The following is a 14587-nucleotide window of genomic DNA, read 5'->3' as shown; positions in this document are numbered from 1 at the left end:
TTAAATTTCAGAGGTCGTTATGGCGTTAAAAGTCGGTATTGTACAAAGTTCAGAGGCATCTAAATGGTGCCAGTTCAAAAATGCTGAAGGAGAGGTTCAGGCTGAATTCAAGATCCGTGGTATTGCCTATAAACCGTTTCAGGTCGCGATCGAACGTGCTGGGAATCAGATCACGTCCAAAGGCTATGACGTTATGGCCATAGATCCAGCTGACAAGCTTTATCATGAGTTATTGATGGATGCCTGTGCTGCGCATCTGATTGAAGACTGGAAGGGCGTATTCTTCGCTGAGGTAGTGAACGGTAAAACGGTTGAGACTGATATGCCATATACAGCCGAGAACGCATCCAAGCTATTTAACCTTGGTGACATCGGTGTGGCCATCTGGTTATTCATTAAAACTGAAGCTCAGAAGATTCAGGAAAATGCGGATAAGGACAAGGCCGTTATTCTGGGAAAGTCATTGAGCTCTACAAGTACCAAAAAACCTATGCGTCGAAAACGCCGCACGAAATTGAACAAATCAAATTCTTAGGCGGTCATATTCCTGAACCACCAGAATCATCCTATGCGGCTGAATCAATTCTACTTGCCTTCAGCACGATTTGCAGATCCAGACGATATGAGCAGGGTATGCCGTTATCAATAGACCAGCAGGCCATCAATGTTTATGCCGAGCATAATGATGTGCCCGTTGGTCCACATATATTTAACGACTGCATCTTTGCTTTGGACGATCTTTTTCTGGAAGAAGCCTATAAAAAGGTGAAGGCCAAAAGTGACAGTGGTCGGGCTAAATGATGCTTTTATCGTGATTTGAATCACTATTTTCGCTAAAATATGTGATAATTCACGTAAGTTTTAAGGGGTTGAAAAATATGGATATTGTTAAATTCTTAAAAAGCTTTAATACGATTGGGTTCTATCTAACTCTAGCCTGTATTTTGCTGGTAGTTCTTATTTTGTATTTCTATTTTATCAATCCTCTTTGATTGCATGCCACCTTCGGGTGGTTTTTTAGTACTTATATTTCAATGTAAGAAAACTTTAGCTACATTCTAATCATCATTGAAACAATTGAATTACAACGGAATTAACAAGAGTTACAGTTGATTTGGTATAAAAATTATAAATAAAAAGGATTGATAATCATGCTAATCAAAATAGATTCCGAAAACTTTATTAATCCAGCACATATCGTTGCTGTTTCTACGTTTACATCACCTGACGGAATGGTAAGGATTACGATTGATACTGTGCCTTCTGCAAGTGGTCATGGTTCTTACCAGGTAATCACGATGAATGAAGAAGAGGCTACACGATTTATAAAGCAATTATCAGAAAATTAAAGTATTCCGCACAAGATTATTTGATATGAATGAACCCGCCGTGTGCGGGTTTTTTAATGACTTTATTTTAATCGTTTGTTAAATTACACCTGCTTTAGAGGATGTTTTTATGAATAAAATTATTATTGGTGTTATATCTTTATTGTTTGCATTTACTGTAAGCGCTGAATCACGAATTGAAAAACAAGAAACTAAAAAGTTTCCAACAATGAAACAATGTATCAACTGGTTGGATTCTAAATTCCCCAATAAACAATGGCATAATGGCAAGGGGATGCCATGGGATTTAGCAGAAGATACACCACGTATCGTTTTTGGAGCAACATATTTGATTAACAATAAAAATAATAAACTAACTCATCCTGTAGCTTTAAGTTGTGAGTACAAGGAAACAGGAACACAAGGAAATTTTTATGAGGGAAATTACTCTGTATCCAAAGCAAGATAAATTTTTCGATAGAATATTTTGAAATTAAAACCCGCGAAAGCGGGTTTTTTTATATCTGATTAATAACCGCTTTAAGGCGGTTTTTTATTGCCTGAAGGAAAGTAACCATGACACAAGAATCCCGCTTAGTCATTGTAATTGACTCACAAAATGCTGAACGCAACGCTAAAGCCTTGGCTGATGAAATGTCTAGAATTACTGAGCGTGGCGATTCAGCATCACAATCTACAAAAGATATGGGCAAGCAGTTTTCTGTTACCAATAACATTGTTCAGAACTTCAATACAACAGTGAATAATGCCAGCTCTTCTGTGCAAAAAACGGTTGAAGTTACCAAGCAGGCGACTCAGCAGAATCAAAAGTTTTCACAGGAAATTAAAAATACATCGCAGGAGCTGGATAAGCAGGAAAAGTCGATTCACTCCTATGGAACATCGATCAAGGCCTTGGCTGGTTTCATGGTGGGATTGGTAACTGTAAATGAAGCAATTACCAGAGCTGATGGCGCAACTCAAATGGCTGAACGTATTCGTAACGCAACTGATAGTGCTGCTGAGTTTGATCTTGTTCAGAATCGTTTATATGCATCTACAAAAAGCACTTACCGTGCCTTAGGTGAAGCGCAAGAGGTCTATTTAGGTTTAGCTGGTGGGATGAAAGCCCTAGGTTACGCCACGAATGATACCTTGGATGTTTCTGACTCACTATCCTTTTCATTTACGGCAAATGCGGCACGTGCGGATCAGGCGCAATCAGCAATTGATGCATTTTCTAAATCAATGGCCAAAGGCAAAATTGATGCTGATGCATGGATTTCAATTGTCACTGCTGCCGATAATATTATTGCAGATGTGGCTAAAACCACAGGAAAAACTGAGGTTCAGATTAGAGAGCTGGGAGCGACTGGTAAAATCTCTTTAGAAGATCTGATCAAGACACTTAAAGCTACAAGGGATCAGAATCAAGACTTGGCTGATTCAATGGATAATAGTTGGAAAGATGGAATTACCACTTTATCCAATGCTGTTACAAAGAAGCTCGGTGAAATCAATAAGGTTACTGGAGCAACCAATACTGCAGCTGCAAGCTTGGGCTTATTAGCCGATAATATTGATATTGTGATGAGTGCAGCAGCGGCAGGCGGTCTTGCATATTTAACAAAGATCATTATTGCAAAAACTGTTGCTACTGACACTGGAGTTATTTCAACAATCCGCAGTCGACAGGCATCTATTGCCAATGCTCAGGCCGAGGTTACAGAAGCAACGGCAACGCTTAACGCGGCAAAAGCGCATCTTGCTAATGTTCAAGCGACCAATGCAGAAGCACAGGCCAAATACGGCGCGACAGCTGCCGCAGCACGATATGCTCAGGCACAAGCTGCTGTCACTGCTGCTACGAATGCTCAAACAGCAGCTCAAGGACGATTAGCTGCTGTATCTATCAATGCTGGGAGATTGGCAAGTGGAGCATTTGCCTTAATTGGTGGACCAATAGGTGCAATTACCTTAGGTGTCGCTGGTTTGACTGCAGCTTACTCGTATTTCAATGGTAAGGCTGAGGAGGCAACGGCAAAGTTAAAAGAGCAAGCGGAGGCTGCAAAGTTAACTAAAGATGAAATTAAGGCCCTGACTGAGGAGCAGCGTAAAGAGAAGCTTGATGATCTGGCAGCAACACTTGAAGATCAAAACAAGAAGTTGAAGCAACAAGAGCAAGCGGTCGCATCAGCATTAATTGCCATTCAGAACTATGCAGTGGGTAATGTCAAAGTTACCGATATTTCAAATAAGGCTCGACTTGGTACCATTTCATATACGGAAGCGATAGAGCAACTGAAGGATCAGAAAATCCCTTCAGATCTAAGAGATGCATTACTCAATCAAGTTAAAGTCTATGATGAGGCTGCTGAAACTGCCAATAAGACCAAAAAAACATACAGTTTATTTGGGATTGAAGTAACACTTGCAGGCAATAAAGCTGAAAATGCGATCGTCGGACTTGATAAAAATACCAAGTCATTAACTGAAAATGAAAAGGCTGCTTTGGCTGCAAAAGATGCTCAAAAGAAATATGCAGATTCATTATTTGATCGTGATTTTGATGCCCAACTATCACAAAGATTACTTGCCAAGAACTACACTCCAGCTCAAGTAAAGGCATTGTTAGAACTGGCAAACTGGGCACGAAAAAATGGTGTGCAGATTACCACTGAGATGTATCAGGCAGCGTTGAGAGTTCAAGCCATTGAGGAGAAAAATAACCAGGTTATAGAGGCCAAAAATAAAGCACTCAAGGAAACGACAGACGAGCTATCTAAGCAACAGAAGATTCTCTCTGTAAATGCCAAGGTTCAGGCCAATGCCGCAAAGTTTGGTTTTTCTAATATCGAATCTAAATACAGTCTGCCAGCAGGCACACTATCTGCGATTCACATGATCGAATCCAGAGGGAATGCCAAAGCATATAACAAAGACACTGGTGCAACAGGTGGTTTCCAGTTCTTATCTGGTACTGCTAAACAATACGGTGTTGAAGATCGAACTGATCTGGCCCAGTCTGCTGAAGGTGCGGGTAAGTATATGTCTTACCTTCTCAAACTGTTTAAAGGTGATCTTGAGAAGGCTGTACGTGCTTACCATGCTGGTGAGGGCAACGTTCAGAAAGGTAAAGGTATTGGTAAATATAACAATCAATACTGGAAAGACTTTCAGGGCTATATGGCAGGCATCAATGGATATTCAGCTGGTGATATTTCATCAAAAGATTTTTCTAAGATGCTTCAAGATGGCACAAAAATGGCCGAAGAGCAGGCACGTTTAAGGGTTCAACTTGAGAATGAAGTTGCTGATCAGCAAACCAGGATTCGTAATGATCTGGCTCAAAAATTAGAGGAGGTTGATAAAGCCAACTTTAGTCCTGAACGTAAAGCGGAGATTGTTGCCGAACTTAAAGCTCGTGCTGATATTGATATTGCAATCGCTCAACAGGCTTTACGAACCAAACTGGATGATTACAAGGAGTTCCAAAAAACTGAAGCTGAGTTGCTTGAAGAAAGCTTTGCCCGTAAAAAGTTCAATGCTGCCCATGATATTGAACTCAGCAAGGCTGAACAGAAACAGGCTGTTGAACTGCTGGAGCAACAATATCAGCAAGAGCTGGGTTTGATGCAACTGGCACAAGAACAGCGATTGTTCCAGGCTAAATTAGCCTTGTTGTCTGAAACTGAAGCTATGCAGGAACGGTATCGATTAGAACGGGAGGAAATTTTAAAAAATACCAAGCTCAGCATCGAAGAGCGCCAAAAACAGATTACGTTCTCCAAAGCCACACAGGAAAAGGAGATGCGTGACAAGATTACTGGAGCTGTCGACAACTGGGGCGGTATTCAGGCCGACATGAATGGTACCAGTGATTTCTTTAGACAGGATCAGGATCGTTTTAGCCGCCTTGGTGCAGCTCAGGATCTGTTTGATAGTAAGTCAGCAGCGGTTGATTACAATGAGCAGAGTGGTATTGAGGATATCAATTCCAAACTCCAAACCGGTCTTTTATCACAGCAAGACTTTGAGGATCAGAAAACCGCAATCATGCAGGCCGCTCTTGAGCAACGGAATATCATCTACGATGAATATTCTCAGAATGCTCAGGCGATTGAAGATAAGTACCAACAAGATAGATTGAATGCTCAAATTGCTCTCGGTGGGCAAATGATTGGTTCAGTAACATCGATGTTCGGTTCTATGTTTGGTGAACAATCCAAAGCCTATAAGATCATGTTTGCTGCTGATAAAGCCTATGCCATTGCTGCAGCAGGTATTGCGATTCAACAGAATATTGCTCAGGCGGCGAAAATTGGTTTCCCTCAAAACTTGCCATTAATTGCAGGTGCGATTGCTCAAGGTGCCAGCATTATTAGCAATATCCGTGCAATCAAGGATCAAGGCTTTGCTGAAGGTGGTTATACCGGTAAGGGTGGTAAATACGAGGTTGCTGGATCTGTCCATAAGGGCGAGATCGTATGGTCACAGGATGATATTAAACGTTGGGGCGGTGTCAATTTAGTTGAGAGTATGCGTAAGAGTGCGAACCCTGAAGCACTCCTCAATAACAACAACGTTTCAGCTGACAATATTATGCGCCGTGCAATGATGAGCTCTAATGCCTTTATGGAAAGCCAGAAGAATTCAAACATCTTCAATCAATCTGGAGATGGACAGATTATCTATAAGGCGAATCAGACTGCAGAGACTCCAAAGATCTCTACTGGTTCGGATCTGTACCACGATGGCAAAGTGTATTTCTCACCGAATGGTTTAGTTCAGGATCGGTCTAATCTTGAGGATGTCTATGACTTCACTCTGGGCAGATCTGCACGGCCACAGGCTGAGGCCATGGCTTCAGTTCAACCAACAGCGCCTACGATCAACTTTAAAATTGAAGTAGTGAACCAGGTGAAAGGAGCAACTGTCGAAGCAGAGCAACTGGATGAGAGTACAGTCCGGCTTATTGTTAAAGATGAGTTGAAAAAGGAGCTTCCACGCGAGGTGCCGAAGATCGTCAGTGATCAAATTAAGGAACCTAGCTCGCCAATCAGTCGGGCCATTTCAACCAATACGACTGCACGGCGCAATCGTTAACCATGTGTTGCCACCTTTCGAGGTGGCTTTCTTATCTGTCAGGTTAAACATGATTAAATTAAACGACATCTATTGTCGTCTAAATTATATTCGGTATTAAGTTGTATTGATTATTTGCTAATCTCTAGTTTTAAACATATTAAAAAGAGGGGTTTATGCTTGATTGGTTTGAGGGACGATTAGGTCGGGTTACTTATGCATTTAGCGAGTTTCCAGTCCTTAAATGGCGTTCTATATTCTTCGTTTTTTTGATGGTAATGGCGGCAATACTATATCAACCATTTGTAGTTCTTCTTTATAAGTTCAACATTATGGGAATGTATATCTTTCAAGAGCTCATCCAGCAAAATGTAAAGTTAATTCTTTGGGGACAAGGCATTGTTCCGTTAGTAATTGCTGTATGGGGATATTTTGATGTTGTTTCGCTTTATGAAGAAAAACATTTAAAGAAATATAAATGTTTGCCGAAATGGGTGAATTAACCTTGTGGGAGCTTTTATGAGCAAATTAGTAATATTGGAAGAAGAAATTAAAAATCTGGATTCTGGAAAGGAAATGTGGATTGGCAATGATTTTGATTTAAATGAAATGCAGAGTGTAATTCATCTAATTAAAGTTCTTCAAAACAACGGAGAAATTAGAATTGTAGATGAACATTCTGAGTCAATAACTGGAAATCATTTAATTGATATAGTTAGAATTCAAAAACTTTAATTTAAAGCGCCGTCAGGCGCTTTTTTATTGCCTGAAGGAAAGTTATGTACAAGTTAAAACTTAATCCTCAAACGAGCGGCTATGGCGTGACACCAGGTGATGATGTGAAGCGCCAGCAGTTTGATGGTGGACGTGGCCGCTACTACATCGATGTAAAGCGTAATAGCCATATTGTTGATGTGAACTGGAGTTTAAGCAAAACCGACTTCAATAAGATGATGGCTTTCTGGCGGGTTTATCAAAGTCAGCCAGCATCCTTCTATGCGGATCTGGTGATCGATCAAGGCACACGTCAGCAATACCTTTGCAACTTCATGCCAGGTACTTTCAAAACCAATGAGGTCAACGGCAATCTGTACCGGGTCAATGCCCAGCTGGAGGTTGTACAGAATCAGAAGGATTTGGCCGCTGATCAGGCTTTAATTAAAGATTGGGTGGTGTGATGGATCAGGAATACGCAAAGTTCTTTCTAAATCGTACGGTCGACATTTATCAGCTGGAGTGTATCGAGCTGACACATCCGTCTTTCATTAATACCTATCGGGTGGTACGTAATGATGATCAGAGTGTTTATGTCCGGCACAAGGAGAATGACAGCCAGCTGTTCTATGAATATCTGCCTGCCGAGATCCAGCGCTCAGGCATGTTGGGCGATCTGGACCAGTCCTTAACGATTTCAATATCAGGCTTGGGTGATGTGCTGCCGGATGAGTTTGAGCGGGTGATGGAAGGGCAATATCCCGATATTAAGCCAACAGTAAATTACCGGCTTTACAGCTCGGACAATCTCAATGCACCGATGTATTTCCTGCTTGGGCTGCAACTCTCAGGCGTAGCGATGGACCACAAGGCAGTCACATTCAAGGCTGAGTCACCGCGACTGAATACTGCCAAGACTGGCGACATCTTTTCGCTGGATCGCTTCACCGGTCTTAAGGGGGCGTTATGAAAGGGCATGATCATTTACTCGATCGACAATACGATCAGGAAAACTACAACTGTGTTCACTTTGCCCATGAAGCTGCAATGGATCTGTATGGTATAGATCGAGGGGAAGCATTGGAGCTGTTCATGCAACCCAAGGGCAGTATTGAGTTCAAGCCATCCAGAATAAAGCTCTTAAATCCGCTACCCATGCCCAAGGAGGGCTGCATAGTCGCCTTCCACCCAAGACTCAGAAACAAGCCCCCGCATGTGGGGCTTTTTCGTGGGGGTAAGGTTTTGCACCTGATGGAAAGCGGTGTGTCTTATTTATCTGAACAAGTCGTAATGGCAATGGGGTTTAATCGGGTCAGTTACTATGATTAAGATTATTTATAAACAGGATCCTTTATCTGAAAAGAAGGTTGTAGAACGCGCTTCAACCTTAGGGCAATGGCTTACAGCAAAATATGAGTATATGCCTGAGCACCTGCGTATCTTTCACAATCCGAGTGATATGGAGCATGCTGAAATTTCGATGGCCAATGAGGTCACACCGAAAAATGCTCATGACTTGAAGCAGCTCGACTTTCTTCTTGGCACATTCATTGTCATAGAGAATCCAAAGGGGATTCCCGCATTGGTTGCTGCTGTCGTATCGTTAGTTGTCGGTCTCGCTGTAGCGTTGCTGATGCCAACGCCGTCGATCGCACAGACTACTCAGAATAACAACCAGTCCTCATCAGCAAATAACGAGCTTTCAAGCCGTGAGAACAAGATGCGGGTAAATGGCCGTGTTGTGGATCTATTCGGCGCTGCAAACGATACACCTGATCTGGTGGCTGTGCCTTACAAGGTGTACGAGAACAATGTTGAAGTTGAGCATATTGTCGGCTGTATTGGTCGTGGCCACTATCACATCAATGGTGCATATGACGGTGAAACCAATATTGTTGATATTGCTGGTGCATCGATCGAGGTCTATAGCCCTGATGTCGATATTGTTACTGGCAATCCTTATTTTTTCCTTGGTAGTGAAATTACTACGCCACCCTTATCTGTGCAGCAACAAAATTCGGTCAATGGCCAGATCCTGCGCTCTGCAGATACACAGGTACTGGAAGGTACCAATCATCTTAGATTTGGTTATCCCAATGAGATTTTAAGATCTGCATCAAATTTCACGGATCTAACGACCAAGTTTGTCAGTAATGATCGGGTTGAAATCACCAATAGCGGTTTCTGGTTCAATAACCAGTTTTATCATCTGGATGGAGTTTACAGTGTCTTGTCGGTTGCTGATGACCGGATGACCTTATCCAATCCAGCTGCAGTCAATCCGGGTTGGTGGATCCTGAAGGAACTCGCAACCCAGAAAACAGCTGAATTATCGCCACGGATTGCATCGATAGGCGAGAAATGGATAGGGCCTTTTGTTCTCGATAATGTTGAACGTAGCCGTGTGCTGTGTAACTTTGTTGCATCCAATGGGTTGTATGCAATTTATGAAGGGAATAATCAAGGTGCTGTAAACATTACCATTGAGGTAGAGGTGACTCCAGTCAATGTGAATGGTGAACCATTGGGCAATCCAATGTACCAGCGGATCACCATGAAAGGATCTGCAAAGTCACGTCAGACAGTGGGTGTCACACTGGATATGACTACCTTTCAGGGGCGTTGTAGTGTACGTGCACGTCGTGTCACTGGAGCAATCAATGCGCCCAGTGTTATGGATGAGGTGAAATGGCAGGCACTCTATGGTGCGTTTCCATTACAAAGCACACAGTACCACAGTGAAACTGTTTTTCGTGCCAGAACCTATGCCACCACAGGCGCTCTATCGGTTAAGACACGCAAGATCAACTTTGATCTGCAGCGGATGCTACCGACTTATAGAGACGGTGCTATGACAACGGATTTCTATCCAACCTCAAGTTTTGCCGATGCACTGGTCTCGATGGCACTGGATGACAAGATCGGTCGCCGTACGGTTGATGAGCTAGATCTCGAAAATATCTATCGGACTTACTTTGAAATAGTGGATTACTTTGGTACACCGCTGGCTGCCGAGTTCTGCACAACAATCGATGATTCAAACTTATCATTTGAAGAATTGGTGATTAATCTTTGTGATGCTGTATTTTGTACGTCATATCGCCAGAACAACAAGCTCAAGCTGTATTTTGAGCGACCTACGGATAACTCGGTACTGTTGTTTAACTTCAGGAATATTTATCCAGAAACCTATCAAAGGGATCTTAGCTTTGGTGTGATGGATGACTATGACGGCCTGATCTATGAATATACGGATCCTGCTGACGATAGCCGTATCAATATCTATCTGCCAGACAAGAGCGCCAAGAATCCTAAAGTGGTGAAATCGGTCGGTGTACGTAACAAGTGGCAAGCTCACTTTAATGCGTACCGGCTCTGGAACAAGATGCGTTTCCAGCGTCGATCGATTACTTTCGATGCTGCATCTGAGTCAGAGTTGCTGGTACTACGTGACCGGATTGCGGTGGCTGATTATCGTAATGGGGTTCACCGGAGCGGGGATGTTCTTCAGCAAGAGGGTTTAATCCTGACCTTGAGTCATGATGTGGAGTTTATCGCAGGCAAAAGCTATGTGATTTATCTGCAGATGAGTGATGGCAGCGTGGAACTGATTCCTGTGACTGCTGGTACCACGCCTAACAAAGTCGTGTTAGGACGTTTACCAAACAGTCCACTCAAGCTCAATCCTGAGGACTACATCAACACGACCTATATCGTGGTGAATGATGATACCAAGGGCTCATTGCCTTATCTGGTGGCCAAGAAGGAACCTGTAGGCAAGACGAGTAATAAAATCACGGCCATCAACTACGATGAACGCTATTACATGAACGACAAGGATTATACCGATACACCAATTGACGACACGCCGATCTATATCCGTTATGACCAGCTTGATATCAATCTGGCACGGTTATATCAGATGCAGCGTGGCGAGTTGCCAGTGTCTGGAGTCATTAACTTTGTGGTTGAGCCCGGTGTACTGGTGTGCAGTTCAAGTGCTTTTCGACCGTACATAGAGCTTATTTATAAACATAGTCGGGATTTCGCTTCCATTAAATATGTGGTGCCTGAACTGCCAGAAATCTCTGCCATTGATACTGGAGAGTTTCCACCAGATCTGGTGGTGAACCTCACCATTAAAGGTGCAATTGTGGGACGTGGTGGTGATGGCGGCATTGCTCATGCAGCTTTTTATGACGGGAATGACTATGAGAATGCATTCACGAAAACCCGACGTGACGGCAGTATCGGTGCACCAGGCTTATTGGTGCGTCACAGCAAAGTAAACCTGATCATCGATGGCGGTATTGTTGCGCGTGGCGGCTCAGGTGGTGGAGCTACCCCAAGTGGACGTAGTACACGATATAGCTATGCAATGCAGGGTACATGTGGTGGAGGCGGTGCACCATTTGGTATGGCGCTGAGCTATCTCCCAACATCTAGTGAAGTACCGCAATTCAGAGGGTATTTTAATAATAACTACCAGACCAATAAGATTTCCGATGCCCAGAGAGATATTCCAGGCAGAGGTTATCAAAAGCTGGATAGTGATTATTCATCACCTTTATCTGGTAATGGTGGCGGTTGGGGCCAACGTGGTACCAAATCACTTAATACCGGTACATGGAACTGGAATTATCACGGAACACTTGAAGGGCTGGCAGGACCAGGCGGCCCAGCCATTATTGGTATCCCATTGCAGACATTAGAAGTGATTAATGGAGGTCAAATTTTACAAACGCTTTAACAGCTTTAATTCTTATTTAAGCACCCAATCGGGTGCTTTTTTATTGTCAAAAATTCTGGAGAACGACATGACAGAAAAGCAGGGGGCTGTTGAGGCTGCAGCAAATGCAGCCGCGACAGCAACCAAATTTACTTATACAACATACACAAGTGCAGGGGTGAGCGTGGTGTCTTGGTGGGCTTCAATTGACTGGATGGCGGTACTTGGTGTTGTAGTGGCCATGGCAACATTCATTTTAAATCTCTATTACAAGCGTAAAGAGAACCAGCGTGCCGATGAAATCCACCAGTTGCGTAAGCAGCAATATGAACAAACGAAAGAACGGTTAAAAGGGGATTGTGATGACAAGTGAACAGACTCGGGCTTATTTGGCCTTTGCACTCGTTGGGTTGATGTTTGTATTGGTGATTGCCTTATTTTTTGTGGACATGCCCCGAGAGAATAGCAACCTGATCAACACAGCCTTAGGTTTCATTGCTGGAGCAATGACAACAGCCTGTGGTTTCTATTTCGGTAGTTCTGAACAGGAGAAGAAAAAAGATAATCCTAATTAAGCACAACGATAAATTAAGGATTTTTAAGTTAAATTTTAATCCTTACATTTTCTTTTATTTGGTCTTTGCAATGAACGGTACAATGAATCTTCATAAAGGAGTTTTTAATGCCCATCATTACCCTGCAAGATAATGCAACGGGAGAGATGATTAAGATTAGACCAGTAAAGGATCCTAAAGTACTTTACAGTGAAAATGGTCAAATTGTAATTACTCAAGATACTAAATGGCTGTATCTGGAAAGTGAGGACCTACTACCAGATAAGCTGCAAGATCAGTTAAAAGAACCCAAGTTAAACCAAGTCATAGATGAGCGCTATCTCATCTATAGAATAGAAAACCTACCCTAGACCGCCGCAAGGCGGTTTTTTATTGCCAGAAGGAAATCAAAATGGATAGAACACCTTTTTTTAATGAAGCACGTGCGCTGCTTGGCGGCTCGTTAAGCCAGCATCAGGTTGATAGATTTAACGAAGTAATTGATGAGTTCCAGCCCAAGAAAAAACAGAATAAAAAAATAAGTTCTGTTGGGATTAATTTGATTACAAGTTTTGAAGACTTAAAATTATCCGCGTACCTTTGCCCGGCTAATGTCTGGACTATCGGTTTTGGTACCACCGTTTACCCGACTGGTATTCGGGTTAAACAAGGGGATAAATGTACTGAAGCTCAGGCCAAAGCTTACTTTGCGCATGATTTAAACCGATTCGAGCGTGCAGTTAATGGATCTGTGGCTGTGCCGCTTTCACAAAATCAATTCGATGCGCTGGTGAGTCTGACTTACAACATCGGCGAGACAGCATTTAAAAATTCAACACTATTAGAAATGCTTAATGCCGGGAATTACCGAGGGGCTGCGGATCAGTTTCTTGTGTGGGATAAGTCAAAGGGAAAAGTTCTCAACGGTCTGGTCCGGAGACGTAAAACGGAGCGTGAACTATTTTTAAAATAATCCTTTTATTATTTAGCTTTGTCGTTTTAACCGGGTGCACAGCTCATACGATTAACAACAATATTCATATAGGAATATGTGTAAAAGCTATTTAGGAGCAATCATTTTAGAGTTTTAACCAATTTAAAGCGTTAGCTACAAAACACTGTCGTGAACAATACAGTGATTACAAGTGAAGAAGCACAAAATTATATTGCTACATAAGTGTAGGAGTATAAATTTATGGTAGAAAATGAAACCGAGGTTCTACATATAAATTGCAAAAGATCAACTTCAAATTTGATCTTGAGTGTTATTGCTTTACATTTATTTGAGTAAAAAATAGCGGCAAGTTTTTTCTTGCCGCTATTTTACTTCGCTGACTTACGAATACAATTAATAAAAATATTCGTGCTGGGATATGTTTAAAAGCCCTTTGAAGAGGGCTTTGTTATCTTAGAGATTGGTAATTATATTTTTAAAAAACCATCAGTTATATCGACCTTTCATTATTTTTGAAAAAATTAAGTGATATAAATTTATGATTGAAGTCGTTGCATATTTTCCATACTTTTCCCAGAGAGGGGTTCCTAATAAGTTGAGTAAAAATGCAATTGTAAAAGCACCTATCATATCTAAAGGAAAATGAACTCCAAGATAAATTCTCGAGAAAGCAACTAACCAAGCTAGAACTAAGAATAGATAACCTATACTTTTTTTACAAAATAAATAGGAGAAAGCAATAGTACTAAAAAAGAGCATATGGCTACTTGGAAATGAACCACTCGGAGCATGCTCAATGAGTGTTCGTCCCACTCCCATAACGAAAGGGCGTGGATGGTAGAAATAACTGGAAATTATTTTTCCTATAAGAAAGGCTAATAAAGTAAAAATCGTTGCTTTAATGATCTGTTTTTTAACATCATAATTACCTTTAAACCATGAAATTAAAAAAAATAAAATAACTATATAAAGCAAATCATTAGCAATGAATATAGCAGCTTTTATGGCCCAATCGGTAGCGATATCTGAAGCATTTAAAGAATGAAATAAACTTAAGTTAAATTGTTCTAAAAACATATAATTTCCCTAAAAAACGGCAAAATTATATCAATTTCTGTTAATGACTTTAGAGCCAAATTGCTATGACTTTGTTAAGACTGCAGATCTGAAATAAAAGCTTTTTCTCTTCAAATTACTGCGACTTATTGATCAGTTGTGATTT

The 14587-nt window shown here is 41.6% G+C and carries 16 protein-coding genes; 15 read left to right on the top strand and 1 reads right to left on the bottom strand.

Annotation, left to right across the window (positions count from 1 at the left end):
* Positions 1 to 19 precede the first annotated feature (19 nt).
* The 15 genes from AWW72_RS06780 (at position 20) to AWW72_RS06715 (ending at position 13383) form a co-directional block, all read left to right on the top strand.
* The gene (locus AWW72_RS06780) at positions 20 to 535 is read left to right on the top strand and encodes a phage-derived protein YdaY family protein (RefSeq protein WP_062846833.1); all 516 of its coding nucleotides are present in this window, start codon (positions 20 to 22) and stop codon (positions 533 to 535) included.
* A 98-nt stretch (positions 536 to 633) separates the two neighbouring features.
* Positions 634 to 801, top strand: coding sequence for a hypothetical protein (locus AWW72_RS19410; protein WP_171248561.1), 168 nt, complete (start codon positions 634 to 636; stop codon positions 799 to 801).
* A 350-nt stretch (positions 802 to 1151) separates the two neighbouring features.
* Positions 1152 to 1349 carry a hypothetical protein gene (locus AWW72_RS06775; protein ID WP_062846832.1) on the top strand — a complete coding sequence of 66 codons (198 nt, stop codon included), beginning with the start codon at positions 1152 to 1154 and terminating at the stop codon, positions 1347 to 1349.
* 109 nt (positions 1350 to 1458) lie between these two features.
* Positions 1459 to 1797, top strand: coding sequence for a hypothetical protein (locus tag AWW72_RS06770; protein WP_062846831.1), 339 nt, complete (start codon positions 1459 to 1461; stop codon positions 1795 to 1797).
* Positions 1798 to 1904: 107 nt separating this feature from the next.
* Positions 1905 to 6434 carry a tape measure protein gene (locus tag AWW72_RS06765; protein ID WP_062846830.1) on the top strand — a complete coding sequence of 1510 codons (4530 nt, stop codon included), beginning with the start codon at positions 1905 to 1907 and terminating at the stop codon, positions 6432 to 6434.
* A 155-nt stretch (positions 6435 to 6589) separates the two neighbouring features.
* A complete protein-coding gene (locus AWW72_RS06760; protein ID WP_062846829.1) occupies positions 6590 to 6916 on the top strand; it encodes a hypothetical protein in 327 nt (108 codons plus the stop codon).
* Between the two features lie 16 nt (positions 6917 to 6932).
* Positions 6933 to 7148 (top strand): hypothetical protein, encoded by a 216-nt coding sequence (locus AWW72_RS06755; RefSeq protein WP_062846828.1) that lies wholly within the window; start codon positions 6933 to 6935, stop codon positions 7146 to 7148.
* A gap of 44 nt (positions 7149 to 7192) precedes the next feature.
* The gene (locus AWW72_RS06750) at positions 7193 to 7591 is read left to right on the top strand and encodes a hypothetical protein (protein ID WP_062846827.1); all 399 of its coding nucleotides are present in this window, start codon (positions 7193 to 7195) and stop codon (positions 7589 to 7591) included.
* Positions 7591 to 8097, top strand: coding sequence for a DUF1833 family protein (locus AWW72_RS06745; protein ID WP_062846826.1), 507 nt, complete (start codon positions 7591 to 7593; stop codon positions 8095 to 8097). The genes AWW72_RS06750 and AWW72_RS06745 overlap by 1 nt, the downstream gene beginning before the upstream one ends.
* A complete protein-coding gene (locus tag AWW72_RS06740; RefSeq protein WP_062846825.1) occupies positions 8094 to 8456 on the top strand; it encodes a hypothetical protein in 363 nt (120 codons plus the stop codon). The genes AWW72_RS06745 and AWW72_RS06740 overlap by 4 nt, the downstream gene beginning before the upstream one ends.
* On the top strand, positions 8449 to 11877 hold the full coding sequence (locus AWW72_RS06735; protein WP_062846824.1) for a host specificity factor TipJ family phage tail protein: 3429 nt from the start codon (positions 8449 to 8451) through the stop codon (positions 11875 to 11877). The genes AWW72_RS06740 and AWW72_RS06735 overlap by 8 nt, the downstream gene beginning before the upstream one ends.
* A 67-nt stretch (positions 11878 to 11944) precedes the next feature.
* On the top strand, positions 11945 to 12229 hold the full coding sequence (locus tag AWW72_RS06730) for a holin (RefSeq protein ID WP_062846860.1): 285 nt from the start codon (positions 11945 to 11947) through the stop codon (positions 12227 to 12229).
* The gene (locus AWW72_RS06725) at positions 12219 to 12431 is read left to right on the top strand and encodes a hypothetical protein (RefSeq protein WP_062846823.1); all 213 of its coding nucleotides are present in this window, start codon (positions 12219 to 12221) and stop codon (positions 12429 to 12431) included. Before AWW72_RS06730 ends, AWW72_RS06725 begins: the two co-directional genes overlap by 11 nt.
* 107 nt (positions 12432 to 12538) lie before the next feature.
* Positions 12539 to 12781: a hypothetical protein gene (locus AWW72_RS06720; protein WP_062846822.1), complete on the top strand. Its 243-nt coding sequence runs from the start codon at positions 12539 to 12541 to the stop codon at positions 12779 to 12781.
* A 41-nt stretch (positions 12782 to 12822) separates the two neighbouring features.
* Entirely contained in the window at positions 12823 to 13383 is a 561-nt protein-coding gene (locus AWW72_RS06715) for a lysozyme (protein WP_062846821.1), read from the top strand.
* A gap of 468 nt (positions 13384 to 13851) precedes the next feature.
* On the opposite strand, the gene AWW72_RS06710 is transcribed toward AWW72_RS06715, so the two are convergent.
* Complete coding sequence (locus tag AWW72_RS06710; protein WP_062846820.1) at positions 13852 to 14442, bottom strand: undecaprenyl-diphosphatase; 591 nt, start codon at positions 14440 to 14442, stop codon at positions 13852 to 13854.
* Positions 14443 to 14587: the final 145 nt, after the last annotated feature.

This window comes from Acinetobacter sp. NRRL B-65365, assembly GCF_001605865.1.
Taxonomy (GTDB): Bacteria; Pseudomonadota; Gammaproteobacteria; order Pseudomonadales; family Moraxellaceae; genus Acinetobacter; species Acinetobacter vivianii.
The sequence above is the reverse complement of the archived record's forward strand: the minus strand, read 5'-3'. Positions and strand labels throughout refer to the sequence as shown.